A 25,781-nucleotide genomic window follows, 5' to 3' on the forward strand; every position below is an offset into this window, starting at 1 on the left:
GTATCTCCGAGGATAATCAGCCCAGTTTCAGGATGCGCTCCGCATTTCGTGAGCAGACCCGCTCCCGGGTGTCATCCGACAGCGGAGCGCTTTCGATGAAATCAGCCGCAATCGCCGTCGACTCGTACGGATAGTCGACGGAGAACATGACGGCGTCGTCGCCCATTTCCGCGAGTGCGCAGGCGAGCGCCGCCGGAGAGCAGACCCCTGACGTGGTGATGACGATGTTGCGCCCGAAATATTCGGACGGCCTCAGCGCCAGCTTCACGCCGTGCGAATAGACCGCGAAGCGGCTGTCGAACCGCCACCGCAGCATCGGCAGCCCCTCGCCCATGTGACCAAGGATGATCTTCACTTGCGGAAAGCGATCGAACACGCCGCCAAACAGCAGCCTGAGCGCGTGCGTCGCGGTCTCGACACCCCATCCCCACACGGCACCTGAAAGTTCGGGATGTCCCTCGTAGGCCTTGGTGATCGGCAAGGGATCCGTTGGATGGAGATAGAGCGGAACGTCAAGCTGCTGCATGCGCTCCCACAACTCGTCGTAGGCCGGCGCGTCGTAATAGATTCCGTTGGTATGCCCGTTAACCAGCGCGCCTTTGAAACCGAGCGTTTCGACCGCGCGCGACAATTCCGCTGCCGCTGCGCGCGGCGAATGCATCGGAAGCGATGCGAAGCCGGCGTAGCGGTGCGGATGCCGGGCGACCTGCCGGGCCAGGAAATCGTTGTTCTCGGCGGCCCGACGAATGGCGGTGTCGACATCGGTCTCGGCCTGCACGCTCGGCCCGGTCTGCGACAGAACCGCAACGTCGATACCGGCACGATCCATCTCGCCAAGGCGAATGTCGTCGAAATCGGTGAGCCGCGACGACAGCTCGGACTGCGTCGCCGAGCCCATCAGGCTGGTGAAGACCTTCGAATATGTCTCGAATCCGGGCGCGGTGAAGTGCTCTTCAAGAGCGATCTTTCGAATTCGTCTGGCCGTCATCGCAGTCGTTCCGCAGCTTCGAGATTGAGTGGACAAGTCAGCCGGCGCTTTGACGGACGTCTTCCGTCAAAGTCAGCACGGGCATCGAGTCGCGTTCACCTTGGCGCGCGAGCAAGTCGCAGGCGCCGCATTAGCGTTACTTCACCAGCGGACAATCGCTGTCGGCGAGCGGCTTGAAAGCCTCGTCAGCCGGAATGGTCGCGAGCACCTTGTAATAGTCCCACGGCGCCTTCGACTCCGACGGCTTCTTGACCTCGACGAGGTACATGTCATGGATCATGCGCCCGTCGGCCCGCACCGTGCCGGTCTGCGTGAAGGCGTCCCGCACCGGGATGGCCCGCATCTTCTCTGCCACCGCCGGCCCATCATCGGTGCCGGCCGCCTTGACGGCCCTGAGATAGTGAAGCACGCCGGAATAGACGCCGGCCTGCGCCATGGTCGGCATCGCATTACGCCGCTTGTAGAACTTTTCCGCGAAGGCCCGGGTTTGGTCGTTCAGATCCCAATAGTAGCCGGTCACGAAGGTAAGTCCCTGCGCGACCGCGAGACCGAGGCTGTGCACGTCGGTGATGAAGGTGACTGGCGTAACGAGCGTCTGCCCACTCTCGACAATGTTGAATTCGTGCGCCTGCTTCACGGCGTTGACGGTGTCGCCACCGGCGTTCGCCAGCGCGATGACTTTCGCTTTCGACGACTGGGCCTGGAGCAGGAACGACGAGAGGTCCGGCGTATTGAGCGGATGCCGCGCCGTGCCGGCGACCGTGCCTCCGGCCGCCTTCACGGCCTTGGATGCCTCAGCCTCCAGCGAGAGCCCGAATGCATAGTCGACAGTGATGAAATACCAGCTACTGAGGCCCTTCTTGACCAGAGCCGAGGCCACGCCCGCGGCGTTGGAATAGTTGTCGTATGTCCACTGGAAGCCCGTCGGCGAACAAGCCTTGCCGGTGAGATCCATCGTGGCCGCAGTGGAGTAGATCGCAATCTTCTTCTTGCTCCTGGCGATCTCCTGCACGGCAAGTGCAACACCGGAGTTCGGGAAATCGATTACCATGTCGACGCTCTCGACGTCGAACCAGCGGCGCGCCAACTGCCCGCCGACGTCGGGCTTGTTCTGGTGATCTCCCGAAATCACCTTGATCGGTTTGCCGAGAACGGTGGGCCCGAATTCCTCGACAGCGATCTCTGCGGCCGCCACCGATCCCTGCCCGCCGAGATCGGCATAAACCCCGCTGAGGTCGTTCAGCACGCCGATTTTGATGGCGTCCGGCCCCGCCTTGGCCGGTCCGAGTCCCAACATTAAAATGAACGCGAGCGTCGATGGCACGAATCTGCCCATGGCTTCCTTCCCCTTAGCTGCGCGTTCCATTCGTTTCTTGAATTTGCTAACGGGGGTCAGCCCGGTTCGATGGTAACGCTCGTAATAAAACGATGTATACTGAGCATTTATGATCCAGCAGCGGATGTCAATAGGCCGGCAGCCCAATTTGCGGCCACCGCCTGCTTAAAAGTGGAAGGACGTGCACGTTGAAGAAGCAACCGATGACCAAACCGTCGAGGAGCGAAGCCAAGGTAGAGACCGCGCGCATGCCGCTGTCGTCGCGCCCGGGGTACCTCGTACGCCGGCTGCATCAGATCCACTCCGCAATCTTCCAGGAGGAATGCCAGGAATTTGGGATCACTCCGGTGCAGTACGGCCTCATCACCGCCCTGCTCAACAATCCCGGGATCGATCAGGTCACGCTCGGCAGCGAAGTCGGCATCGACCGCACGAACGTTGCGGACGTACTCAATCGTCTGTCCGAACGAGGTCTGGTGCGCCGCGAACGGAGCAAGGTGGACCGCCGGTCGATGGTCGCGTTCCTGACCAAGGAAGGCGAGGACATTGCGGAGCGAATGTACGACAGCATGCGCCGCGCGCAGGATCGCTTCCTTGCTCCGCTGCGCCCGGAATTCCGCTCGGCATTTCTTGCGATGGTGACGGAACTGATCGAAGGAAACAGCAAATACAGCCTGCCCGAGGCATCCGCCACTTCCGAACGTCGCCGAAAGAAGGCGCGGGAGGACGAGTGATGGCGACGGTCAATGGATCGCAAAATTCATCAGTATACTTCCCTAATGTGCGCTTATTGCTGCACATTATGCGCAGGTCAGCGCGCAAAGTCGCCGCGACACGGAGGGGGTTCGCGCGCTAGCTTCCCGGAAACAGGCGAGCCTTGATGATCGACCAGATCAGCCTGAAGCCACCGAGTGCGGCGCCGGCTTGCGCCGGCCGCGGCGCGCCGGTGATCGCGGCCTCAAGATTTCCAGCGAACGCCGCAGCGAGGCGGCGCACTATGTCCCGCACCAGGCCGGCCCGATTGAACTGGGCCAGCGGCCCGCCCAGCTTCCAAGTGAGAGTCACGGCAATGACGGAGGCATTGGGACCGTCGGCGAGCACTTTCCACCGGGCGGTCCCTTCGGCCGACGACCCCTGGCCCGCATCGCGTCCGCGCCCACTCATCCAACCTTCGCGCCTGGCAGCGTCCATGCCAACCTTGGCCTGACCGCTGAATGCGACCTTGATCGGTCCCAGCGCTATTCGCACCTTTCCTGTCAGGTCGTCTCCCGCCAGCGTCGAGATCTCGGCACCCGGCACACAAGGAACGACACGCCGGAGATCGGAAAGTACCGCCCAAACCTGCTCGGGCGATGCTGCGACCCGGACATGCTCCTCGATCGAGGTCCCGCCGTCGGCCACGTTGGCCGGCGCGGAGGGCTGGTCGGCGGGCAAGGTGCGGGGCGGCCTGGGCTTGTCGACAGCCCGCGTCGGCAAGGAAGGTGATCGCGCATCGCCCAGCGCGGTGCGGGACGGCGAAATGGGTGCAGTCGCGGCAGCAGGGCTTTTCCCCGCAGCGACCTTCCGGACCGCTTCGACAATGCCGACATAGCCGGTGCACCTGCAGAGATTGCCCGACAATTCCTCCCGTATCTGCGGCTCCGGAATGTCGCCGAGGCGCAGCACGATGTCGCGTGCGGTGGTCAGCATTCCCGGTGTACAGAACCCGCATTGCAGCGCGTGGCACTCCGAAAATGCTTCGCGAAGCTCGTTCATCGTGGGATCGTCATCAAACCCCTCAATCGTCGTGACATGCGCCCCGTCGCAGTCCGCAACGAACGTAATGCAGGATCGCTGCACTTTGCCGTCGACAACCACCGTGCAGGCGCCGCAAACACCCTGCTCGCATCCAAGATGAGTGCCGGTGAACTGCAGTTCCTGCCGCAGGAAGTCGGCGAGCAGAGTCCGCGGCTCGACATTGGCGTTCACGGCATTGCCGTTCACGGTCATCAGGACCTCGGTCATCGATGCTGCTCCTTGCCGAGCCTCGCCAGGGCGCGGGACACGGCCACCGCGTGCAACTCCTGCGCATCGACATCAAGATGCGGGAGAGCCCCGCGGAGTTCATCTGCCACGATCGTAGCGGCCGTGGCGGCACCGGATTCGGCAAGCCGTGCCGCCGTTCTCGGCAAAAGCGCGGGCGGCCCATCGGTTGCACCGGCAAGCACCCTGCTCAACCCGATTTTCGGATCCAGAATGACGACGCCGATTGCGTTCGCGAACTCACCGGTCTTGCGGCAAACCTTGTAATAGGCCCACTCGGCGCCGGCCGAGAGCCTTGGGACCTCAATCGCCGCGATCACGTCGGTCTCGGCAAGCTTGGTCGTAAATGCGCCCTCGACGAAGGTCTCGGCCGCGTAGCGCCTTTGCGTTACCTCGGTGCCGCTCCCCTGCACCACGATCGTGGCGCCGAGTGCGGCAAGCGTCGAGACCCAGTCCGCGGCGGGATCGGCATGCGCAAGGCTTCCCCCGATGGTCCCACGGTTGCGAATCGCGCGGTAGGCGATGCCGTGCGCGACGAAGCGCAACAGGCCCCGGGTCGGGTCCTCCAGCACACCATCCTCGATCTCGGCATGCGTCCATCCGGCGCCGATCGCAAACACCCTGTCGTCGGCCTCGAGCCTTCGAAAGTCGCTGGCGCGCTTGATGTTCACAAGAAGCTTCGGCCGTGCCAGCCTCAGATTGAGCATCGGTCCTAGCGACTGTCCGCCGGCTAGCACCTTGCCGTCTCCATTCGCCGCGGCGAGCAGTTCGGATGCTTCGCCGAGCGAGCGGCATTTCTGAATTCGAAAGCGGACGGCTTCATTGCGCAATGTTCCATTCGCCGTCGGCGGTGCCGCTCGCGCGCGCCTTCCTGATAGCCTCACGGATCCGCTTGGGGCTGGCTGGAATCTGCCGGACCGTCGCCCCGATGGGTGCGAGCGCATCGTTGATCGCATTGATGATCGCCGCCGCCGGCGCGATTGCACCCCCCTCGCCGACCCCCTTGATGCCGTGCGCCGAGTAGGGCGAGAGCGTCTCGCGATGCGCGATGCGAAAGCTGGGAAGTTCGGTGGGACCGGGCAGGATGTAGTCGAGCAGCGTGGAGGCCAGCGGCTGGCCGCTGCTGTCGTACGGACTTTCCTCGAACAGCGCGGTCCCGATTCCCTGCGCCGCGCCGCCATAGGTCTGACCCTCGACGATCATCGGGTTCACAATGCGCCCGCAATCCTCGACGATGGCATAGTCGAGGATTTCCACCTGCCCGGTGTCAGCGTCCACGGCGAGGCGGACCGCGTGGCTGGCATAGGAGAAGAGGCCGCTATCGACCGCGGGCTTGTAGCCTTCGGTCGCCTCCAGCCCGCCGGTGTCGACCGAGTCGGGAAGCTGGTCCGGACGCATGTACCAGGCGCGCCCGACATCCTCGTAGCTGACACTGGCATTGCCTGCGAAGATCCTGCCGTCGGCGAAAGTGACCGCTCCCATCTCGACCTGCAGCAGGTGAGCTGCGATCGCCTTGATCCGTCTCGCAACCACTTCCGAGGCGCGCGAGACAGCGCCGCCGGACATCACGATCCCGCGCGATGCGTAGGCGCCTGTCGAAAACGGCGTGGTCGCCGTATCGCCCAGAGTTACCCGGATATCCCTGAACGGCACGCCGGTCTGTTCGCTGGCGATCTGCGCCAGCGTGGTCTCCAGTCCCTGCCCAATCGTATGGATACCGGCACTGACCTCCAGGGCGCCGTCCGGCGTCAGTTTGACGTGGGCTTGGTCGAAACCCGGCACCAGCGGCAGCCCCCAGGCTGCGAACACCTTGGTGCCGTGCGCGGACTGCTCGGTGTAGCTTGCGAAGCCAATGCCCAGGTAGCGGCCCTTGTCGTCGCGCTTCGGCCCTGCCCGGAACGCCTCCAAGCCGATCATGTCCTTCGCCGCGACCAACGCCTCCGGGTAGTTGCCGGAGTCGTAGTGTTTGTTGGTGATGTTCGTGTACGGCATTGCCGACGCTTGAACGAGGTTATCCCGGCGTACCTCCCAGGCTTCGCGGCCGACCTTTTGCGCGATCGCGTCGATGACCTGCTCCATGGCAAAGCAAACGCCGGGCCGGGCCACGCCGCGATACGGGGCGAACGGCGGCTTGTTGGTCGCTACCGAGTAGGTGCGGCACCGATAGGCGGTCAGGTGGTACGGGCCCGGCAGATTGCCGCCCGCCTGCGCCGCCTCCAGACACGCCGTGAACGGCCAGACCGAATAGGCTCCGGTGTCGACCGATACTTCGGCGTCCATGGCCAGCAGCCGGCCGTCTCGGTCCGCGTACGCTCTGATCTTGTATTGATGCTCCCGCGCGTTCGCACCCGCGACGAGATGCTCGCGCCGATCCTCGAGCCATCGAAACGGCGCCTTGAACGTCGATGCAAGCCAGGCGACCGCGACTTCTTCCGGTTGCAACAGGCACTTGTAGCCGAAGCCTCCGCCGACGTCGGGCGCAGCGATCCGGATGCGCGCCTGGGGGATCCCGAGACATTCGGCAAGCCCGACGCGGATCAGATGCGGCACCTGGGTCGAGGTATGCACGACGAGCTGATCGGCCCGATGGTCCCACCATGCCAGCACGCCCTTGCCTTCCATCGGATGCATGGTCTGGCGCGCGCAGGACATCTCGAGCTCGACCGCGACCGACGCTCGCGCAATCACGTCCTCGACGCCGCTGTCGAAGAATGTCTCGAGAAACAGGTTGTCCCCCCATTCCTCGTGCAGGAGCGCAGCTCCGGTGCGGCGGCCCGAGTCGCATGATGTGACTGCCGGGAGATCCTGGAGCTCGATGTCGACCTGCTCCGCAAGGTCCTCCGCCACCGCGCGGCTGGCGCCGACGCACATCGCAATCGGCTCGCCGACGAACCGGACCTTGTCGGTCGCGAGCACAGGATACTTGGAGAGCTTGTATCCCGGGATCGACGATCGCGTGACGATCGGCGAGACCCCGGCAAGATCTTCGGCGAAGAAAGTGCACGCCGCATGTTGCGAAGGTTTTGCCTTGGACGCAATGCGTGCATGTGCAACGGGGCTGCGCAGGAAAGCCACCTCGCGAATGCCAGGCATCTGGATGTCGCCGACGAAGCGTCCCCGACCGCGCAGATGGCGCGCGTCCTCCTTCCGGCGAACCCGGGCGCCGATCCCACCATCCAAAACCTGCCCCTCGCCCATCACCACCTCATCCGCGTCATTACTCGCCCGTCCGGCTCCCCGACCATGGTCGCCCGCCGACCGGGCGCCGATCCAAGCTATCATACCGGGATGCAGAGAGCGTTTGGAACGAGCAGATTATCGTAGATGCAGCGGCGCTGCACGAGTTTGAGACCGGCATCGGTGCGTCGAAAGACGTCGTGATAGGTACCGACCTGATGGATGGTTGCATCCGGCCGATCGAACAGCACCTGAAGAACGACGTAATTCGCCCGCGCCTTGATCTCCCCAGTTTCGGTTTCGCCGTGGAGCTGGAGATTGCTGATCATATGGCGCAGATAGCGAGGCGCGAACATGGCGGTCTTTTCCAGCGCGAACGCCCGGTCGCGGATCATGCCCTGATTCTCGCAATAGATGAGGCCGACGGGAAAATTCCGCTCCTCGTTCTCGCGCGACAGCACGACATAGCTTGCGTCGGGCGTGAACATCTCGCTCCAGTCCGACAACCTTTGTTCGTCGAGCGCAGCCGCATAGGCGCAGTTGAACCGTTCGATCTCGTAGTGGAGCAGCAGGTCGTCCAGACGCACCGGACGGGAAAGTGTCGTATTTGTTGCCAGCATGAGATTGACCTAGCGATGTGATGCAAATCAGAGTTCCATCGCGCTGCGCCAGTGCTGGTACATCGCGCGAATGGATGCTTCGGAGATCAGGGTATCCGCGGTCCCGATAACGTCGGGATCGAGTTCGACGACGTGCTTGCCATCAGGCACTCCGAGCATGCCGTCCTGTACGAACTTGATCGCCTCGTTGTCCTCGAGGCCGAGGAAGCCGGCGGGTCCCATCAGGTTGCCCTGCCGCAATCGATGGCGCGTCATTTGCTCGTCATCACCCTCGAAGCCGAACATCGTCCATTTCATGATGAATTCGTTCGGGCCGGTCGGAACAATCTGACGAACGCCCAGCGTGTTCATCTCCCGCTGCACGATGAGGTTCGGCCAGATGGTCGTCATGGTCACCGACCATGGGCTGTCGAACTCGTTGATGAAATCCATGAAGCGCGGCTCGGCAAGCGTCATGCCCTCCTTATAGGCGCGCATTTCCTTCTTCGTCGCGCCGTCCAGCTTGCTCGCGTCCGACTTGGCCGATGCCATCACGCCATGGCGGCCGGACGCATCCGCAATCATCGACGACTTGTTGCCGGCAACGAGCAGGCCGAACGTGACGAGGAAGGTGTGGAGCAGCGTTGCGTGATAGGGGTCCTTGAGGTTCTCGTGATAGAGCTTCCAGTTGCCAGGCAGGGTGTGCCGGTAATGGCCCAGCACCATCGGCTTGCGGCCGTCGAAGGTCGCTTCGAATTCACGCAGGATGTCTGGCCCCAGATAATCGGCAAGCGGCTCCATATCCTCGCAGTAGGACGCGAAGACGACGCCGCGATGTGTCGTCACCTTGAGCCGCTTCAGGCCGTGATCGTCCGGCTTGAAACTCGCTGGCATGCCGCCCTTGCCATCGACGCCGCGACGGAACGGCACTCCGGCCAGATTGCCCTTCAGGTCATAGGACCATTGGTGATAGGGGCAGACGAACTCCTTGGCGTTGCCGCTCAGTTCGCGGCAGAACTCGGCCGCGCGATGCGCGCACCGGTTCTCGAACGCGCTGATGGTCCCGTCTTCCGCACGCGATACCACGATCGGTGTTGGGCCCACGTTCGAGCGAATGAAGTCGCCGGGATTCGGAATCTCGCTTTCGAGCGCGACATAGTTCCACGTGCGGCCGTGGAATATCTTCTCGACCTCGCGTTGGTAGATATAGTCGTCGGTATAGACCCAGTCGGGAATCCGCGTCAGTCCCTCGGACGGCCAGACGTATTGCTTCGCGGCCTGCGGCCTCGATTCCACTGTCACGGGCAGCTCCTTCTCCTTGCTTTTGCCGTTGACGACGACGGCCGATGCCTTCGCGACATCGAATGTTTCCGCATTCTCCAGCTCTTCGCGCGCCCGGCGTATCGCGCCGGGATCGGAGAACGCGACGACGCTGGTAAGCCGCCCTGTTGCCGGATCAATTGTCCTGTAGACAGCGCCCTGCTCACCATCGCGCCCCGTAAGCGCGACTTTGTCACCGGGCGCGGCCACTCCGAGGATCTGGATGTTGAGACCGAACTGGTCGGTCCAGAACCACGGCTTTGGCACGTCCGCTGCGGGCGCTACTCCCGCTATGGACCGCGCTGCCGCGGCCCCTTGCTGCTCGGCGTTGTGCCAACTTTCGAGGCGGCCGCGCCGGCCCCTGATCGGCGAATGATGCAGAGCGCAGTCCCCGGCGGCCCAGATGCCCGGGACGCTGGTCCTCTGCTCGGCGTCGACGACGATTGCCCCGTCGACCTCACAGCCCGCTGCAGCGGCGAGCGCCGTCTCGGGCACGAGTCCCACGCCAATGCAGACTGCATCTGCGTTGAAGACACCACCTGACGTGCGCACACAGAGCCCGTCACCAGCGCGCTCAATCGCTTCCACGGCCACCTCAAGCTGAACGCTCACCCCGTGACGCTCGGCGAGCGTACGGAAGGCGCGCCCCAGCGGAGCAGGCAGCACGCGCGTCATGAGTTCCGATTCCCGCTCGAGGACCACGGCCGAAATCTTCAGCGACGCAGCCACGGAAGCGAGTTCCAGGCCGATGAATCCTCCGCCGATGATCACGATCCGCTTGGCACTCTCCAGCGCCGCGCGGATCGCCGCCGCATCCTCCAGCGTGCGAAGAAAGTGAACCCCGGGCAGATCGGCACCGGGGATATCGAGACGCCGAGGAACGCCACCTGTCGCAAGCAGAAGCGCACCGTAACCCAGCTCTCGTCCATCACTCAGGGTTACGATTCTTGCTTTCGGGTCGATCCGCTTCGCATTGACATTGCGATGCACCGCGACATCCAGCGCAAGGGCATCGGACTGCGACAGGCGCACGCACGACTCCGCGGTCGTCTTTCCGAGCAGAATGTCCTTGGAGAGCGGTGGCCTTTCATACGGGAAATGCGGCTCGCGCCCGACCACGGCGATCGGACCAGTGAATCCATGTGCACGCAATCCCCGAACCGCGGCGGCGGCGGCCTGCCCCGCCCCCACCACGACAACCGGGCCATGTGCGCAGGATGATCTGGGTTCGCCAGATATCGGCAGCGGGTGCACGGCCCCAGCGGCGGGCGAATCCAGATCGACGAATACCGTCCCTTCCTCGACTTTGACAGCAAAGGTCTGGATATCCTTCGTCAGCGGCGCGCACAGCGCCTTGCCGGAGCGAATGTCAAACAGCCCCTGATGGAGCGGACATTCGATCTTTCCGTCCTCGACATATCCATCGGCCAGGAACGCAAGCGCATGCGTACATATGCCGTGCGTCGCGTAGACCTCATCACCGAGGCGATATAGCGCCACCGGCGTTCCGTCGATCCGGATCTCCTTGACCATTTCGGAACGCAGATCCCCCAACGAGATCGCCCTTCGCCACGCCATGCCCGCCTCGCCTCCTCCGTCCTGTTTTTAATCAGTATACATCCTTTTTTTATCCACGCAAGATGAGCGGCACCACCAGAGACGCCTGACCCGCAAACGCAATGATGCAATAAATCCAGCGATATCTTACGATATCCAGGCGTCGACGCTGTTTGACCGAGTCATCGATGGCGACGCCTAAAGAGATGCGTACTGATATTGTTGATGATCGATCAGGTCGTGCATCGCTTCGCTCTCGCTGGGCCGTGCCGGCGCCGGCGGTCGACACCAAGGATACGCTCTCAGGGATTTTCGCCTGGTGCGCGATGCCTACGGGAGCGCCGAGATGCGCCAACTCGCCGATATGCGGCGACCCCGCGTCGCGATGGTGACGGCGGATCAATCACCGACCAGTCGAACAAGAGGGCAAACACCGTCGCGGCCAATAACCGGCTGCGCAACACCTATAATCCGGTCAACGTCGCGAGCGTCCGGCGCTTTGACCAAGCCCGTGCCGTGGGAGCCCAGATGCTAGAACAGAGGGCGACCGAAAGCGTCACAACGACGGCCCTTATGACACTTTTGGAATGTCAGCGGGAACAGAAAAAAAGAGCGTAAGCCATTGAAATAACGTCTGTTTCAATGGCGCGAGAGACGGGGCTCGAACCCGCGACCTCCGCCGTGACAGGGCGGCGCTCTAACCAACTGAGCTACTCCCGCGGATGCGGCGTGAGCCGCATTCGGATGCAGGGCTTAATGGGGCACACATTCCAAGTCAAGGATGTTGCAAATCCTCGCAAAAATCAGCGGTTTTTGCCGCGCTGATGCAGAAAATGGCCTAATTTTCAGGGCGAAACGGCGTAGTAGCTACCCACAGAATCATCTAAGGCCTGAAGCGTCTTAGGTTCCTACGCCATTGTTAACAACGAGGAGGGCCCAACATGGCAAAGAAAGCAGCGACTCCGGCGACGATTACGCTCAAGCATCTCGCCGCAGCGATTGCCGAGGACCAGGAACTTTCGAAGAAGCAAGCCGAGGGCATTCTGACCGACGTTGTGACGCGGATCACCAAGCACCTGAAAAAGGGTGAACGCATCCGTATCGTCGGTCTCGGCATTCTGCAGGTGCGCAAGCGCGCCGCTCGCATGGGGCGCAATCCCGCCACCGGTGAAGCCATCCACATCAAGGCCAGCAAGAAAGTCGCCTTCCGCCCGGCCAAGGAACTCAAGGAAGCGATCTGACCGCCCTTTCGGCCTTCTAGCGCCAGCCAGAAGCGTCATTCCGGTTGCCTCGCGAGGGGCTCCCCCGGAATGACGCTTTTTCCGTTATAAGGGTCGCTCTGTCCCTCAGTCGCGGTTCTCAGCGTGAATTCGTCCCTGAACTTTCAGCACAGCGTGACCGAGCGCTTCCTGCGCTACGTCACCATCGACACCCAGTCGGATCCGGAATCACCGACCTGCCCCTCCACGGAGAAACAGAAGGATCTCGGACGCCTGCTCGTCTCCGAGCTCAAGGCGCTCGGAATTGCCGACGCCCATCTCGATGAGAACGGCTATGTCTATGCGACCATTCCGGCGAATACGTCCAAGAAGGTGCCGGTGATCTGCTTCTGTTCGCATATGGACACATCGCCCGACTGCACGGGTGCGAACGTCAAGCCGCAGATCGTCAGAAACTACCGCGGCGGCGACATCATCCTCCCCGCCGATCCCAACCAGATCATCCGCGTCGCCGAGCATCCGGCGCTGAAAGATCAGATCGGCAACGACATCATCACGACCGACGGCACAACGCTGCTGGGGGCCGACAACAAAGCCGGCATCGCCGAGATCATGGATGCCGCGCAGTTCTTCGTGCAAAATCCGCAGGTCAAGCACGGCACCATCAAGATCCTGTTCACGCCCGATGAGGAGATCGGTCGCGGTGTTGACAGGGTCGACTTGAAAAAGCTCGGGGCCGATTTCGCCTACACCATTGATGGCGAAACCGCCGGCCAGATCGAGGACGAGACCTTTTCCGCCGACGCCGCCACGATCCTCATCCAGGGTGTCAGCACCCACCCGGGTTTTGCCAAAGGCAAAATGGAGCATGCGATCAAGATCGCAGCCGCCATCATCGAGCGGCTGCCCAAGACCACCTGCTCGCCCGAAACCACCGAAGGCAAAGAGGGCTTTCTCCACCCGATCGGCATCTCCGGCGCGCTCGAACAAGCCACGATCGGCTTCATCGTGCGCGACTTCACCGTGGCTGGCCTGAAGGAAAAAGAGGCGCTGCTCGAGCGTATCGTCAAGGACGTCATGAAGGACTACCCGCGCTCCACCTACCGGATGGAGGTGAAAGAGCAGTACCGGAACATGAAAGAAGTGATCGACCGACATCCCGAAACGGTCGAATACGCCATGGAGGCGATCCGCCGTGCAGGGCTTGAGCCGGTGCGCGCCAGCATTCGCGGCGGCACCGACGGCTCGCGGCTCAGCTTCATGGGGCTGCCCTGCCCCAACGTCTTCGCCGGCGAGCACGCCTTTCACTCCCGCCTGGAATGGGTCAGCCGCCAGGACATGGAAAAAGCCGTGCTGACCATCGTGCATCTCGCAATGATCTGGGAGGAGCGGGCCTAGCCCGGAAGGCCGCACTCAAGGAGCCTTACGAAGCGCGCGCGGTGACGATCCAGATCGACGCCGGCAGCGGCACGCTTTCACCACGCGCGTATGGCGCCAGCGCTTCGCGGATCGAATTGCGCGCGGCTTCGCGGACTTGCGCTGGATGATCCTGCAGGGCGCGGCTCGCCGGGCCGATCTCCAGCGCGCCCTGAACGGCGGCCTCGAGGCCCCGCCCGATCGCGACGTCCAGCGCCAGATCATGCGGCTGCATCGCGATGGACCTATACCCCGCCTCGGTCAGGATTCGATGCACGCGCTCTTCGGACGCGAAGGAGAATGGCCCGGGATCGTCGGGACCTTGTGGCGGCAGTTTCGGCACATGCTTGTAGACGGCCTGCAGCGGCGCCATGAAAAACGGATTCTCGCGCGGCTCGCGCCAGCAGATGAAGGCCACGCGCCCGGACGGCCGCAGGGCTTTGCGCAAATTGACGAAGGAGACCGCGGGCTCGGCAAAAAACATCACGCCGAAGCGCGACACCAGAAGGTCGAAGCTCGCCGCATCGAAGGGATAAACGGTGGCATCGGCGAGCACGAAATCGACGGGCAATTCAGCCGGCGCATTCTGCCGCGCGCGTGCCAGCATCGGGCCTGACACATCGATCCCGAGGACATGACCTGATGGCCCCACCTTCCTTGCAAAGGCAACGGTGGTGGCGCCGCTCCCGCATCCGACATCGATGGCCCGTTCGCCCGGCTTCGGATCGGCATGCGCGATGAGGAGATCGAGAATCGGCGCGAGCAGGATGTCCTGCGCCTGCTGCCGATCGGCCCAGCGCTGGCCGCCCGGCCCGTTCCAATAGTCGATCTGGTCGGCGTTACGCTCGTGACCAACTGGCGTATTCATGTGTAATTCCGATGCAAGGTAAGACCGCCGCACCGAGTGTGATGAAAGCAGCCCGGTTTTGCAATCGCCCGTCCGCCGGGCTCAGGCGCCGCGTCGCGGCGTCATCCGCATCGGCAAGCCATGTGCCGGGCGCAAGGTGATTTTCTGCAGCGGCCACACTTGCGCGCCGGACACCAGTTGCATGTCGAAGGCTTGCACAAGCTTCGCCAGCACCAAGGTTGCTTCCTGCAGCGCGAAGGACGAGCCAATGCAGGTGCGTGGGCCGGCCCCGAACGGCAGATAGGCGAAGCGCGCGATCTTGGCTTTCGCAGGCGCGAGAAAACGCGTGGGATCGAACGCGTCCGGCCTGTCCCAGAGCCGCCGATGCCGATGCAGGATGTAGGGCGCAATCACGACCACCGAGCGTGGCTTGACAGGAAGGCTGCCAATCGCGTCGGCCTGCTCGGGAGCGCGGCTCAGCGCCGCGATCGGCGGATAGAGCCGCAGCGCCTCCTCCACCACCGCTTTGGTGACGACGAGCCGCTCCAATAAACCGTCGGGGTCACCGGACAGTTCGGCGTCCGCCTCCTGGCGCACCCGCGCGTACCAACAAGGCGATTGAGAGAGCAGAAAGGCGGACCAGGCCAGCGTGTTCGCGGTGGTCTCATGTCCGGCCGAGAGGAAGGTCAGGATGTTCGAGCGCACCTCGGCAAGGCTCATCGGCCGGCCGGTCGAGGGATCGAGGGCGCGCAGCAGCAGCGTCAGCAAATCATCAGGCGCCGCGGGCTCGCCGGGGCTGTCGAGCCGGCGCTGCCGGGTCGCGATGATCCGCCCAATAACGCCTTCGAAATACGCCATGGTTTGCCGCAACCGCTTGCGGCCCGGCCTTGGCACGGCCCCCGGCACGCCCATCAGATCAAGCACGCCAATGCGTCCGATGCAGGCGAAATACGCGTTCATCGCCGCGCGAAACTCGTCGAAATCGCCGCCGATCCCGTCCGAGAAGATGGTGAGCGCGAGGACATTCAGCGTCAGCAGCGTAAATTCGGCCGCGATATCGATCGTGTCGCCCGGTTCAAGGCGCCGCAAGCGCTCGGTGAGCCGGTCTGCGGCGGCGAGCATTGCACTCGTGAAGGTGGTCACGGTCCGGCGCGCAAAGAGCGGCGCCAGTGTTCGCCGCTGCACTTCCCAGCGCTCGCCCTCGACGCTGAGCAGGCCATCGGAAAGACCGGTGGCAAGGATGCGCCGTTGGATCGGATCCTTGCGGTAATTGGCGGCGTTGTCAACCAGCACATGCTTGATCGCGACGGGATCATGCACCAGGAGAGCCTCCAGAAAGGGGAGCTTAACCCTTGCAATGGGCTCTTCGAAAAACTCTTCGCTCCAGCACTCGAGCGGATTCCGTTTCAGTGTCGCCAAGAGATGGATCAGCCCCGGCCTGTCTGGCCGTGGCTTCGGCGCGGGGGGGCAATATGACCCGGCGATTTCGTCTTCCGAGGTAAACAACATTCGCTGAATAGGCTAACGCGTGAGGACAAGAAAATGTGATCCAAACGCGGCGATTTTATCGAAGTTCCGCTCCTGGCGGGGTGCTTCGCATCAGATCTCGTTAGCGAGCGGTAAATTCAGGCCGCGAAAACTAATCAAAAGTTGCACGCGCGCTTAAACGCGACGGAAGCGCGTCTCAAGCGAGAATGCGGCGATCGCCAACAGGCGACTGAAACGGGTTCACTCTGTCTTGTCCTGGATGAGTAGAGTATTCGCTCATGAATCAAAATCGATTGTTTGCCCGAACGAGGCCCGAAGGCAGAGTTTCCAAGGCCGCCAAGATTCTGTTCGGACCTAAAGCGCCCGTGCTCGATTGCACGCTGATCGACTACTCGGCGGGCGGGGCTTGCCTGCAATTGCTGACCTACGCCGACCTGCCGCAACGGTTTGAAGTGCTCTACGGCACCACCAAAAAACGCTGCAGGCTGGTCTGGAAGCGTGGACTGCGAATTGGCGTGGCGTTCTAAGCAAGCGCGGCGGTTTTATGCACCGCCTACAGTGAAGAACCCCACGTGACGGCGGGGTTCTGAGTTCGACGTCCGCGGCCGCCGGCGCCGGGCGTGGTCGATCGGGCAAAGGGATCGAACCTTGGAAGTGGTGGGCGGCGAGAGACTCGAACTCCCGACATCCGGTGTGTAAAACCGACGCTCTAACCAACTGAGCTAGCCGCCCTGCAGCACATTCCGGGAAGGTAGAACCGGATCTCCTCGCGATCAAACGCCATGCGTTCGTTCGGAGGGCATGCGCCAACGTCGCGCGAGACCAGAGGCATCGCACTTCGGCTCCGGTGTTTAGCCCTATCTCGCCCCGCTGGGCAAGCTAGTCCATGGGGCGGCCGGGCAATTCCCTGACCTCGCTGATCCATGGGACCGCCGAGCGGCACCAGATTTGCTGGGTGGGCCTGAGGGCGGCGCGCTGACGGATCGCGCCCCAGCGGATTCCCCATTCATCGGTGTGCTCGCCCTCGCCGCTCGTGAACAGCGGGGTGCCGCAATCGCCGCAGAAGTGCTGATAGCGGACCCGGCCGTTGTCGCCGGTTCTGGGATAGATCTTCGGCGCCTGTCCCGCCGTCCGGATTTGACTGCCCGAACAGATCACCGTCACTCGAAAAGGCGAGCCGGTCAAAGCCTGGCAATCCGTGCAGTGACAAACCCACACCGCCCGCGGATCGATATCGGCCTCGAAGGTCACCCGGCCGCAATGACAACGCCCATCCACTTGCATCGCGCTTAACTCTCTTTTCTGACACGTTTTCTTGACGCGAGCCCCGGCCTCCCCATTGGCGCGAAAAGACGATCAAAAAAAGAAACGGCGCCCGAAGGCGCCGTTTTTATGCTGTTCTTTTTTAGTCCGCCGCTCAGTGGGCCGTGAGGCCGCCGGACGCTTCGTCGCTGGTTTCTTGTGCAACCGGAACCTTGGTGTCCTCTTCCCAGACGATCGGCACCGGCGGACGCACCAGCGCACGCGAGATGACGTCGTCCAGGCGGGCGACCGGGATGATCTCCATGCCACCCTTGATCGCATCGGAGATTTCCGTGAGATCCTTGGCATTGTCCTCGGGGATCAGCACCGTCTTGATGCCGCCGCGTGCGGCCGCAAGCAGCTTCTCCTTCAGGCCGCCGATCGGCAGCACCCGGCCCCGCAGCGTGATTTCGCCGGTCATCGCGACGTCATGACGAACCGGAATGCCGGTCATGACCGAGATGATGGCGGTCGCCATCGCAACGCCTGCGGACGGTCCGTCCTTTGGGGTCGCCCCCTCCGGCACGTGGACGTGGATGTCCCGCTTGTCGAACATCGGCGGTTCGATGCCGTAGGTGATCGCCCGCGAGCGGACGTAGGATGCCGCAGCCGAGATCGACTCCTTCATCACGTCACGCAGATTGCCCGTGACCGTCATCTTGCCCTTGCCGGGCATCATGACGCCTTCGATGGTCAGCAGCTCACCGCCGACATCGGTCCAGGCAAGGCCGGTGACGATACCGACCTGATCGTCGCTCTCGATCTCGCCGAAGCGATATTTCGGCACGCCGAGGAAGTCCTCGATAGTCTTCTCGGTCACCTTCACCGACTTCTTCTTCGAGATCATCAGCTCCTTCACGGCCTTGCGGGCCAGTGTGGAGAGCTCGCGCTCCAGGTTACGCACGCCCGCCTCGCGGGTGTAGCGACGGATCACCAACAGCAACGCGTCGTCGTCGATCGACCACTCCTTCGGATCGAGGCCGTGCTTGGAGAGCGCGCTCGGGATCAGATGCTTGCGCGCGATCTCGACCTTCTCGTTCTCCGTGTAGCCGGCGATCCGGATGATCTCCATGCGGTCCATCAGCGGCCCCGGAATATTGAGCGTATTCGCGGTCGTGATGAACATCACGTTGGACAGATCGTAGTCGACCTCGAGGTAGTGATCGTTGAAGGTCGAGTTCTGCTCGGGGTCTAGGACCTCGAGCAGCGCCGACGATGGATCGCCGCGGAAATCGGCGCCCATCTTGTCGATCTCGTCCAGCAGGAACAGCGGATTCGAGGTCTTCGCCTTGCGCATCGACTGGATGATCTTGCCGGGCATCGAGCCGATATAGGTGCGCCGGTGACCGCGGATCTCCGCTTCATCCCGCACGCCGCCGAGCGAGACGCGCACGAATTCGCGCCCCGTTGCCTTCGCGATCGATTTGCCGAGCGAGGTCTTGCCGACGCCGGGAGGCCCAACCAAACACAGGATCGGCCCGGTCAGCTTGTTGGCCCGCGACTGCACCGCGAGATACTCGACGATGCGGTCTTTGACCTTCTCGAGCCCGTAGTGATCGGCATCCAGGATCGCCTGCGCCTGCTCCAGATCCTTCTTGACCTTGGACTTCTTGTTCCACGGAATGGACAGCAGCCAATCGAGATAGTTGCGCACGACGGTCGCTTCCGCGGACATCGGCGACATCTGACGCAGCTTCTTCAGCTCGTGCTGCGCCTTCTCCCGCGCTTCCTTGGAAAGCTTGGTCTTGTTGATCTTCTCTTCCAGATCGGCGAGCTCGTCGCGACCATCCTCGTCGCCCAGCTCCTTCTGGATCGCCTTCATCTGCTCGTTGAGGTAATACTCGCGCTGGGTCTTCTCCATCTGACGCTTGACGCGCGAGCGGATGCGCTTTTCGACCTGCAGCACCGAGATCTCGCTCTCCATCAGGCCCAGCACCTTCTCCAGGCGCGTGGTGACCGACAGCGTCTCCAGGATGCCCTGGCGATCCGCGATCTTCACCGCAAGATGCGAGGCAACGGTATCGGCGAGCTTGCCGAAATCGGTGATCGCCTGAACGACGCCGACGACCTCGGCGGAGATCTTCTTGTTCAGCTTTACATAGCTTTCGAAGTCGGACACGACCGAACGCGCCAGCGCCTCCGCCTCGACGGACTTGGCGTCGGTGTCGGCAAGCGCGACCGCGGTCGCCTCGTAGAACTCGGCGCGGTCGGAATATTTCTGCACGCGCGCGCGCTCGAGGCCTTCGACCAGCACTTTCACCGTGCCGTCGGGCAACTTCAAAAGCTGCAGCACGCTTGCGAGCGTACCGGTTTCGTAGATTGCATCGGGCGCAGGATCGTCATCGGACGCATTCTTCTGCGTCGCCAGCATCACCAGCGCGTCGTTGCGCATCACCTCTTCCAGGGCGCGAATGGATTTCTCGCGGCCCACGAACAGCGGCACGATGTTGTGCGGAAAGACGACGATATCGCGGAGCGGCAGCACCGGATAAGAATGGGGCTCGCCGTGGACGATAGTTGGTCGGGTTTTCGGGGTTGTCATGGGCTGTTCCTTCTGTTGTGCCCCCTTGCACGCAGCCCGCGATACTGCGCAACCGCCACAAGGTGCCGAGTTGATCCGAAGATGATGGGGTCGCTTGCTTCGCCCGGCTCCTTTCGGATCGATGGTAAAGGCGAATCTAAATGGAAATTCTGATCGCCCGCCACCATTAGGTGGCTATCGTGTATGGGGGTGTCAAGCCTGTGAAATCGCCCGCAAAATTGCGGGCCGCCAGAGCGAAGCGATTACGCAAAGCGCGGCTGTGAAAACACACTCCACAGCCGCTTTCTCAAACACAGCGCGAGCTCTTGATCAGGCGCTGGCGCTGCTCTCGACCGCACGGTCCGAGCGGTCGGCGTAGATGTAGAGCGGACGCGCCGTCCCCTCCACCACCTCGCGCGAGATCACCACCTCTTCGACGCCTTCCAGACCAGGAAGATCGAACATGGTCTCGAGCAGAATGCTCTCCAGGATCGAACGCAGCCCGCGCGCGCCGGTCTTGCGCTCGATTGCCTTGCGGGCGACCGCGCCCAAGGCCTCGTCGGCGAAGGTGAGCTCGATGTTCTCCATTTCGAACAGCCGCTGATACTGCTTGACCAACGCGTTCTTCGGATCGGTCAGGATCTTCTTCAGCGATGTCTCGTCCAGATCCTCCAGCGTCGCCACGACAGGCAGACGGCCGACGAATTCGGGAATCAGGCCGTATTTCAGCAGGTCTTCCGGCTCGACGTGGCGGAAGATTTCGCCGGTACGACGATCCTCCGGAGCCAGCACCTGCGCCGCGAAGCCGATCGAGGTCGAACGCCCGCGCGCCGAGATGATCTTCTCCAGGCCCGAGAAGGCGCCGCCGCAGATGAAGAGGATGTTGGTGGTGTCGACCTGCAAGAACTCCTGCTGCGGATGCTTGCGGCCGCCCTGCGGCGGCACCGAGGCCACCGTCCCTTCCATGATCTTGAGCAGCGCCTGCTGCACGCCTTCGCCCGACACGTCCCGCGTGATCGAGGGGTTGTCGGACTTGCGACTGATCTTGTCGATCTCGTCGATATAGACGATGCCGCGCTGCGCGCGCTCGACATTGTAGTCGGCCGCCTGCAGCAGCTTCAGGATGATGTTTTCAACGTCCTCACCCACGTAGCCGGCTTCGGTCAACGTGGTCGCATCCGCCATGGTGAAGGGCACGTCCAGAATGCGCGCCAGCGTCTGCGCCAGCAACGTCTTGCCCGAACCGGTCGGACCGATCAGCAGGATGTTCGACTTCGCAAGCTCGACGTCATTGTGCTTGGTCTGATGGTTCAGCCGCTTGTAGTGATTGTGCACGGCGACCGAGAGCACCTTCTTGGCGTGGCTCTGGCCGATCACATAGTCGTCGAGAACCTTGCAGATTTCCTTTGGCGTCGGGATACCGTCGCGCGACTTCACCAGCGAGGATTTGTTCTCCTCGCGAATGATGTCCATGCAGAGTTCGACGCACTCGTCGCAGATGAAAACCGTCGGCCCCGCGATCAGCTTGCGGACCTCGTGCTGGCTCTTGCCGCAAAACGAGCAATACAGCGTGTTCTTGGAGTCGCTCGTGCCGACCTTACTCATTCCTATCTCCGTCCGCCGTTCGACCTCGTCCGCTCAATCGCTCCATTTCGGGAAGGTCCGACATGGATAGTAGATAGAGCAAATTCCGTACCAAAAAAGACCCTCAGCGCTTCATCCCGTGCGAACCACGGTTCACTCGAATCCCCCGCGATCTTATCCGATCCCCCATAGCCAACCATGCTGACACGCGACTATCAAGAATTCGCTAAACGCGCGCCGACCTCAATCCGTGACAATACCGTGATTTTGCATATTCGCACGAGAAGAAAAGGTCGAAATCGTCCCAGCGTTGCGCGATTGCCACGCCAAATCAGCACGAAAGGGGAACTTTCTGCCCCGTGGCGAGCGCGCTGCGGCCACGCGAGCGGCCGCAAAGCGCCCGTCCGCCTTAACGCTGCAGCGCGGCCTGCGATCCCCGCAATTCCACGCGGTCACGCCGCCTTGGCTGCGGTGGCCGGATCGTCCGGACGCTTGTCGATCACCTTGTCGACCAGGCCGAACTCCTTGGCCTGGTCGGCGGTGAGGAACTTGTCGCGCTCCAGCGCATCCTCGATCGCCTTGTAGGTCTGGCCGGTGTGCTTGACGTAGATCTCGTTGAGCCGCTTCTTCAGGTTCAGGATCTCTTGCGCATGCAGCATGATGTCCGTTGCCTGGCCCTGGAAGCCGCCGGAGGGCTGGTGCACCATGATGCGCGAGTTCGGCAGCGTGAAGCGCATGTCCCTCTCGCCGGCGGCGAGCAGGAGCGAGCCCATTGAGGCGGCCTGTCCCGTGCACAGCGTCGAAACCGGCGGGCGGATGAACTGCATGGTGTCGTAGATCGCAAGGCCCGACGTCACCACCCCGCCCGGCGAGTTGATGTACATCGAGATTTCCTTCTTCGGATTTTCCGCCTCAAGGAACAGGAGCTGCGCGACGATCAGGGTCGACATGCCGTCCTCGACCGGGCCGGTCACGAAGATGATGCGCTCTTTCAAGAGGCGCGAGAAAATATCGTAGGCGCGTTCACCGCGGTTAGTCTGCTCGACGACCATCGGCACGAGGTTCATGTAGGTTTCAACGGGATCGCGCATGAGTCACCCAAGAGTTGGTGGGGGCGAACATCCAGCGGCGAACCATGGGAAAAGCAGGTGCCGGGGCGGACGCACGTCCCGTGATGCAAGACAAGGCCAAGACGCAAGCTCAGATATGAGCCAATTTCGCGGCGGCAAGAGCCCAAAGCCCCGACCGTCGCGACAGAAGTTCAAGCCGATTCGAAGCGTGGCGGCCAGCGATCCCGGCCGCTTTCGCTATTCATCATTAACGCCGCCCTGACGCTCGATCAGGCCGCGCTTTTCTCGTCCTCTTCCTTGAAGAGCTCCTCGCGCGAGACCTTCTTTTCGGTCACGTTGGCGAGTTCGAGGATGAAGTCGACGACCTTGTCCTCATAGATCGGTGCGCGAATCTGGGCCAGCGCATGGGCGTTGTTGCGGTAATAATCCCAGATTTCCTTCTCGCGGCCGGGCACCTGGCGCGCACGCTCGATCACCGCGCGGCCGACTTCGTCGTCGGTCACGGTAATCTTGTTCTTTTCACCGATCTCGGAAAGCACAAGGCCGAGCCGAACGCGGCGGTCGGCGATCTTGCGGTATTCCTCCTTCGCCGCGTCCTCAGTCGTGTTCTCGTCGGCGAAGGTCTTGCCGCTCGAGTCCATCTCGGCCTTGATCGAGTTCCACATCAGGTTGAACTCTTCATCGACCAGCGACGGCGGCGCCTCGAATTTGTGGCCCTCGTCGAGGCGGTCAAGCAACGCGCGCTTGACGCGCCGACGCGTTGCGGCGGCGAACTCCGCCGTCAGCCGCTCGCGCATCGCCTCTTTCAGCTTATCGAGCGATTCGAGCCCGAGCGTTTTGGCGAACTCGTCATTGATCTCGACCGCCTGCGGCGCCTCGACCAAAGTTGCCGTGGTCTCGAACTCCGCCGGCTGGCCGGCCAAGGTCGCGTTGGCGTAGTTCTTGGGGAAGGACAGCTTCAGCGTGCGGGTCTCGCCGGCCGCAATTCCGTTGAGCTGCTCTTCGAAGCCGGGAATGAAGGTGTTGGAGCCGATCACGACGGGAATCTTCTCGCCGGTGCCGCCCTCGAACGGCTTGCCGTCGATCATGCCCTTGAAGTTGATCGTCACGCGGTCGCCCGACTCGGCCTTGGCGCCCTCGCCCTTGTCGGCGTAGTTGCGATTCTGGTCGGCAATCCGCTTGATCGCTTCGTCGATATCGGCATCGGTGACGTCAGCGACGGGCTTTTCGACGTTGAAGCTCTTGAAGTCGGCGAGCTGAATCGCCGGCACCACTTCGATCGCGACCGTGTAGGTCAGATCGGACTTGCCGGTCAGCAGATCGTCGACCTCGTTCTTCTCGGTCGGCATCGTGATCTTCGGCTCGGTCGCAAGGCGGAAGCCGCGCTCGGTGAAGATCTGCGTGTTGGTGTCGCGGATGGTCTGGTCAATGGTCTCGGCCATCACCGAACGGCCATAGACTTTCTTCAGGTGACTGACCGGCACCTTGCCGGGACGAAAGCCGTTGAGGCGGACCTTCTCCTTGAGATCGACCAGCCGCGCATCCGCCTTGGCGTCGAGATCGGAAGCGGGAACGCTGATCTTGAATTCGTGCTTCAATCCCTCCGAGAGGGTTTCGGTGACCTGCATGGTAAAAAATCTTCTTCTGCTTCCTCGGGGTTGAGGCCCCGAAATTATCCATCCCTTCGGCGCGCGGCAAAAGCCTTGCGCCGGTTGTGTCGGCGAACCAATCCCGCGGAGGAAACAGGTTCTCCAGTGATCCCTGGTGCAAACGCCAAACAGCGCTTGGTGCGGGCGGAGGGACTCGAACCCCCACAACTTTCGTCACTGGAACCTAAATCCAGCGCGTCTACCAGTTCCGCCACGCCCGCGTGAACAGCATCAGTCCGGCCGCGAGGGCCGCGGGCGGCGGGCTTATAACATGGGCCCGCCCCTTCGCAGCAAAAAAATGGACCTTTGACAACCCACCGCAGCAACTGGACACAAGAGACTAGAAATGGTCCGCATCGGTCTCATGGCAAAGCAGATTTCGACGCCGAATCGGCGCGAGGTGATGGCCGGGCTCACCGCCGCCTCCCTGATGCCGGCCGCATCCCGAATTGCTTCGGCGCAAACACGTGTTCAAGCCCCGCAAACCCTGGAGCTTGAAGCAAAGCCAAGCCTGACTGCACTGCGCCCGGGCCAGCCGACGATACCAATATGGGGATTGCAAGGGCCACCCGCACCCCCTCGCCTCAAGCGCGGCGCGCTTGAGGTCATCTTTCGAAACGCCCTGCCGGTTGCGACGACCGTCGACTGGCGCGGCCTGGACGGCGCAGCGGCGGCGGAGCCGCTTACCGTGCGACTGCCTGTCGCGCCGGGAGCCGAAGCGACTCTTTCCGTGGCTCTGCGCCGCGCCGGCACGCTCCTTTGTGACCTCCGGCTGCTGGGTGACGGGCAAGCCCCGTCGCGTCCACTTCCGGTAATCGTCAGGGAAGACGCCCCACCGGCCGTTGATCGCGACGAGACCTTCCTGATCGAGGATTGGCGGTTACGCGGCGACGGATCGGCCTGGGCGCCGGGCGCGGCGGCCAATGACGCATCGACCATCTACACGGTCAATGGAGAGGTTTCGCCGGAGATTTCCGTGCGTTCTGGCGATCGCCTCAGGCTTCGCTTCATCAATGGCTGTCAACGCCAAGTCATCGCTTTGAAGATCGAAGGATATGACGTTCGCGTCATCGCCCTGGACGGCGCGCCCGCGGAGCCCTTCCTGGCCCGCAACAGCGCCCTCGTCATGGCACCCGGTGGCCGCGTCGACGCCCTGATCGACGCCACGGCCACTCCGGGCACAGCTTCCCAGATCCTGCTGCACGACGGCAAGGAAGCCCGCAGCCTGGCCCGCCTGGCGATCTCAGCCGAGCCGCCGGTTCGGCCGACACCGCTCCCGCCGGCCGAGCCATTGACGGCCGATGGGCTGCCCGCGCGGCTGGACCTGAAAGGCGCCCATCGGGTCGATCTCAGCCTCGCAGGGCCGGAATGGACAAGTCCGGCCAGCTTTTCGGGATCGGCGCCGCCGGCGTTCAAAACCAAAGCGGGCCGGACCGTCGTGCTGACGCTGGACAACCGCGCCGACCTTGCCACCATCTTTCACCTGCACGGCCACCATTTTCGCCTGCTTGACCGGCTCGACGACGGCTGGAAGCCATTTTGGTTGGATACGCTCGCCGTGGAACCGGGGCAGACGCAACGCATCGCTTTTGCCACGGAATTTTCCGGGCGTTGGCTGTTGGAATCCGTTGCGACCTCCTGGGCGGCGCCGCGTCTTGTGCGATGGTACAGTGTTGAATGAGGAA

General features: G+C 62.7%; 19 protein-coding genes and 3 tRNA genes. 5 read left to right on the plus strand and 17 right to left on the minus strand.

From position 1 onward, the window contains the following. Positions 1-16: 16 nt before the first annotated feature. Together P6U23_RS22425 and P6U23_RS22430 are read right to left on the minus strand one after the other, a co-directional pair. Entirely contained in the window at positions 17-988 is a 972-nt protein-coding gene (locus P6U23_RS22425; protein ID WP_407174765.1) for an amidohydrolase family protein, read from the minus strand. Positions 989-1,124: 136 nt separating this feature from the next. Next, complete coding sequence (locus tag P6U23_RS22430) at positions 1,125-2,324, minus strand: ABC transporter substrate-binding protein (RefSeq protein ID WP_407174766.1); 1,200 nt, start codon at positions 2,322-2,324, stop codon at positions 1,125-1,127. A 248-nt stretch (positions 2,325-2,572) separates the two neighbouring features. On the opposite strand from P6U23_RS22430, the gene P6U23_RS22435 reads away from it, so the two are divergent. Then, positions 2,573-3,058 (plus strand): MarR family winged helix-turn-helix transcriptional regulator, encoded by a 486-nt coding sequence (locus P6U23_RS22435; RefSeq protein ID WP_407174767.1) that lies wholly within the window; start codon positions 2,573-2,575, stop codon positions 3,056-3,058. 118 nt (positions 3,059-3,176) lie between these two features. Here the strand turns inward: P6U23_RS22435 and P6U23_RS22440 are convergent, their stop codons facing one another. From P6U23_RS22440 to P6U23_RS22465, 6 genes are all read right to left on the minus strand, one after another. Then, positions 3,177-4,328: a 2Fe-2S iron-sulfur cluster-binding protein gene (locus P6U23_RS22440; protein ID WP_407174768.1), complete on the minus strand. Its 1,152-nt coding sequence runs from the start codon at positions 4,326-4,328 to the stop codon at positions 3,177-3,179. Continuing rightward, entirely contained in the window at positions 4,325-5,176 is an 852-nt protein-coding gene (locus tag P6U23_RS22445) for an FAD binding domain-containing protein (protein WP_407174769.1), read from the minus strand. The genes P6U23_RS22440 and P6U23_RS22445 overlap by 4 nt, the downstream gene beginning before the upstream one ends. Continuing rightward, positions 5,166-7,544, minus strand: coding sequence for a xanthine dehydrogenase family protein molybdopterin-binding subunit (locus P6U23_RS22450; RefSeq protein WP_407174770.1), 2,379 nt, complete (start codon positions 7,542-7,544; stop codon positions 5,166-5,168). Before P6U23_RS22450 ends, P6U23_RS22445 begins: the two co-directional genes overlap by 11 nt. Positions 7,545-7,624: 80 nt before the next feature. Beyond that, positions 7,625-8,143, minus strand: a complete 519-nt coding sequence (locus P6U23_RS22455) for an aromatic-ring-hydroxylating dioxygenase subunit beta (protein ID WP_407174771.1) — start codon at positions 8,141-8,143, stop codon at positions 7,625-7,627. Positions 8,144-8,170: 27 nt separating this feature from the next. After that, the gene (locus P6U23_RS22460) at positions 8,171-11,020 is read right to left on the minus strand and encodes an FAD-dependent oxidoreductase (RefSeq protein ID WP_407174772.1); all 2,850 of its coding nucleotides are present in this window, start codon (positions 11,018-11,020) and stop codon (positions 8,171-8,173) included. A gap of 622 nt (positions 11,021-11,642) precedes the next feature. Beyond that, positions 11,643-11,719, minus strand: a tRNA-Asp gene (locus P6U23_RS22465). A gap of 221 nt (positions 11,720-11,940) precedes the next feature. Here P6U23_RS22465 and P6U23_RS22470 point away from each other — a divergent pair. Further along, on the plus strand, positions 11,941-12,240 hold the full coding sequence (locus tag P6U23_RS22470) for an HU family DNA-binding protein (protein WP_024506820.1): 300 nt from the start codon (positions 11,941-11,943) through the stop codon (positions 12,238-12,240). A gap of 123 nt (positions 12,241-12,363) precedes the next feature. Further along, positions 12,364-13,617, plus strand: a complete 1,254-nt coding sequence (pepT, locus tag P6U23_RS22475) for a peptidase T (protein WP_407174773.1) — start codon at positions 12,364-12,366, stop codon at positions 13,615-13,617. Between the two features lie 25 nt (positions 13,618-13,642). Here pepT and P6U23_RS22480 read toward each other — a convergent pair whose 3' ends face one another. Continuing rightward, entirely contained in the window at positions 13,643-14,503 is an 861-nt protein-coding gene (locus P6U23_RS22480; RefSeq protein WP_407174774.1) for a class I SAM-dependent methyltransferase, read from the minus strand. 81 nt (positions 14,504-14,584) lie between these two features. Further along, positions 14,585-15,802 carry a cytochrome P450 gene (locus P6U23_RS22485; protein WP_407174775.1) on the minus strand — a complete coding sequence of 406 codons (1,218 nt, stop codon included), beginning with the start codon at positions 15,800-15,802 and terminating at the stop codon, positions 14,585-14,587. Positions 15,803-16,248: 446 nt separating this feature from the next. Between P6U23_RS22485 and P6U23_RS22490 the strand changes: the two genes are divergently transcribed. Further along, positions 16,249-16,497 (plus strand): PilZ domain-containing protein, encoded by a 249-nt coding sequence (locus P6U23_RS22490; RefSeq protein WP_407174776.1) that lies wholly within the window; start codon positions 16,249-16,251, stop codon positions 16,495-16,497. A 128-nt stretch (positions 16,498-16,625) separates the two neighbouring features. On the opposite strand, the gene P6U23_RS22495 is transcribed toward P6U23_RS22490, so the two are convergent. The 7 genes from P6U23_RS22495 to P6U23_RS22525 all read right to left on the minus strand — a co-directional run bounded on the left by P6U23_RS22495 (position 16,626) and on the right by P6U23_RS22525 (position 24,317). Further along, positions 16,626-16,702, minus strand: a tRNA-Val gene (locus P6U23_RS22495). A gap of 147 nt (positions 16,703-16,849) precedes the next feature. Further along, complete coding sequence (locus tag P6U23_RS22500; protein ID WP_407174777.1) at positions 16,850-17,254, minus strand: GFA family protein; 405 nt, start codon at positions 17,252-17,254, stop codon at positions 16,850-16,852. A 133-nt stretch (positions 17,255-17,387) separates the two neighbouring features. Further along, entirely contained in the window at positions 17,388-19,814 is a 2,427-nt protein-coding gene (gene lon / locus P6U23_RS22505) for an endopeptidase La (protein ID WP_407174778.1), read from the minus strand. A gap of 309 nt (positions 19,815-20,123) precedes the next feature. Continuing rightward, positions 20,124-21,398 (minus strand): ATP-dependent Clp protease ATP-binding subunit ClpX, encoded by a 1,275-nt coding sequence (gene clpX / locus P6U23_RS22510; RefSeq protein WP_024506813.1) that lies wholly within the window; start codon positions 21,396-21,398, stop codon positions 20,124-20,126. A gap of 431 nt (positions 21,399-21,829) precedes the next feature. Continuing rightward, positions 21,830-22,468, minus strand: coding sequence for an ATP-dependent Clp protease proteolytic subunit (locus P6U23_RS22515; RefSeq protein ID WP_024506812.1), 639 nt, complete (start codon positions 22,466-22,468; stop codon positions 21,830-21,832). A 248-nt stretch (positions 22,469-22,716) separates the two neighbouring features. Next, complete coding sequence (gene tig, locus P6U23_RS22520) at positions 22,717-24,075, minus strand: trigger factor (RefSeq protein ID WP_407174779.1); 1,359 nt, start codon at positions 24,073-24,075, stop codon at positions 22,717-22,719. Between the two features lie 157 nt (positions 24,076-24,232). Continuing rightward, positions 24,233-24,317, minus strand: a tRNA-Leu gene (locus P6U23_RS22525). Positions 24,318-24,442: 125 nt separating this feature from the next. On the opposite strand from P6U23_RS22525, the gene P6U23_RS22530 reads away from it, so the two are divergent. After that, entirely contained in the window at positions 24,443-25,777 is a 1,335-nt protein-coding gene (locus P6U23_RS22530; RefSeq protein WP_407174780.1) for a multicopper oxidase family protein, read from the plus strand. Positions 25,778-25,781 lie beyond the last annotated feature (4 nt).

It is taken from the genome of Bradyrhizobium sp. STM 3562 (genome assembly GCF_045571435.1).
Taxonomy (GTDB): Bacteria; Pseudomonadota; Alphaproteobacteria; order Rhizobiales; family Xanthobacteraceae; genus Bradyrhizobium.

Excerpts from the sequence above, each read along its gene's own strand:
- P6U23_RS22425 (WP_407174765.1), bottom strand. The coding sequence starts at position 988 with ATGACGGCCAGACGAATTCGAAAGATCGCTCTTGAAGAGCACTTCACC.
- P6U23_RS22430 (WP_407174766.1), bottom strand. The coding sequence starts at position 2,324 with ATGGGCAGATTCGTGCCATCGACGCTCGCGTTCATTTTAATGTTGGGA.
- P6U23_RS22435 (WP_407174767.1), top strand. The coding sequence starts at position 2,573 with ATGCCGCTGTCGTCGCGCCCGGGGTACCTCGTACGCCGGCTGCATCAG.
- P6U23_RS22440 (WP_407174768.1), bottom strand. The coding sequence starts at position 4,328 with ATGACCGAGGTCCTGATGACCGTGAACGGCAATGCCGTGAACGCCAAT.
- P6U23_RS22450 (WP_407174770.1), bottom strand. The coding sequence starts at position 7,544 with ATGGGCGAGGGGCAGGTTTTGGATGGTGGGATCGGCGCCCGGGTTCGC.
- P6U23_RS22455 (WP_407174771.1), bottom strand. The coding sequence starts at position 8,143 with ATGCTGGCAACAAATACGACACTTTCCCGTCCGGTGCGTCTGGACGAC.
- P6U23_RS22460 (WP_407174772.1), bottom strand. The coding sequence starts at position 11,020 with ATGGCGTGGCGAAGGGCGATCTCGTTGGGGGATCTGCGTTCCGAAATG.
- P6U23_RS22470 (WP_024506820.1), top strand. The coding sequence starts at position 11,941 with ATGGCAAAGAAAGCAGCGACTCCGGCGACGATTACGCTCAAGCATCTC.
- P6U23_RS22480 (WP_407174774.1), bottom strand. The coding sequence starts at position 14,503 with ATGAATACGCCAGTTGGTCACGAGCGTAACGCCGACCAGATCGACTAT.
- P6U23_RS22490 (WP_407174776.1), top strand. The coding sequence starts at position 16,249 with ATGAATCAAAATCGATTGTTTGCCCGAACGAGGCCCGAAGGCAGAGTT.
- P6U23_RS22500 (WP_407174777.1), bottom strand. The coding sequence starts at position 17,254 with ATGCAAGTGGATGGGCGTTGTCATTGCGGCCGGGTGACCTTCGAGGCC.
- lon (WP_407174778.1), bottom strand. The coding sequence starts at position 19,814 with ATGACAACCCCGAAAACCCGACCAACTATCGTCCACGGCGAGCCCCAT.
- clpX (WP_024506813.1), bottom strand. The coding sequence starts at position 21,398 with ATGAGTAAGGTCGGCACGAGCGACTCCAAGAACACGCTGTATTGCTCG.
- P6U23_RS22515 (WP_024506812.1), bottom strand. The coding sequence starts at position 22,468 with ATGCGCGATCCCGTTGAAACCTACATGAACCTCGTGCCGATGGTCGTC.
- tig (WP_407174779.1), bottom strand. The coding sequence starts at position 24,075 with ATGCAGGTCACCGAAACCCTCTCGGAGGGATTGAAGCACGAATTCAAG.
- P6U23_RS22530 (WP_407174780.1), top strand. The coding sequence starts at position 24,443 with ATGGTCCGCATCGGTCTCATGGCAAAGCAGATTTCGACGCCGAATCGG.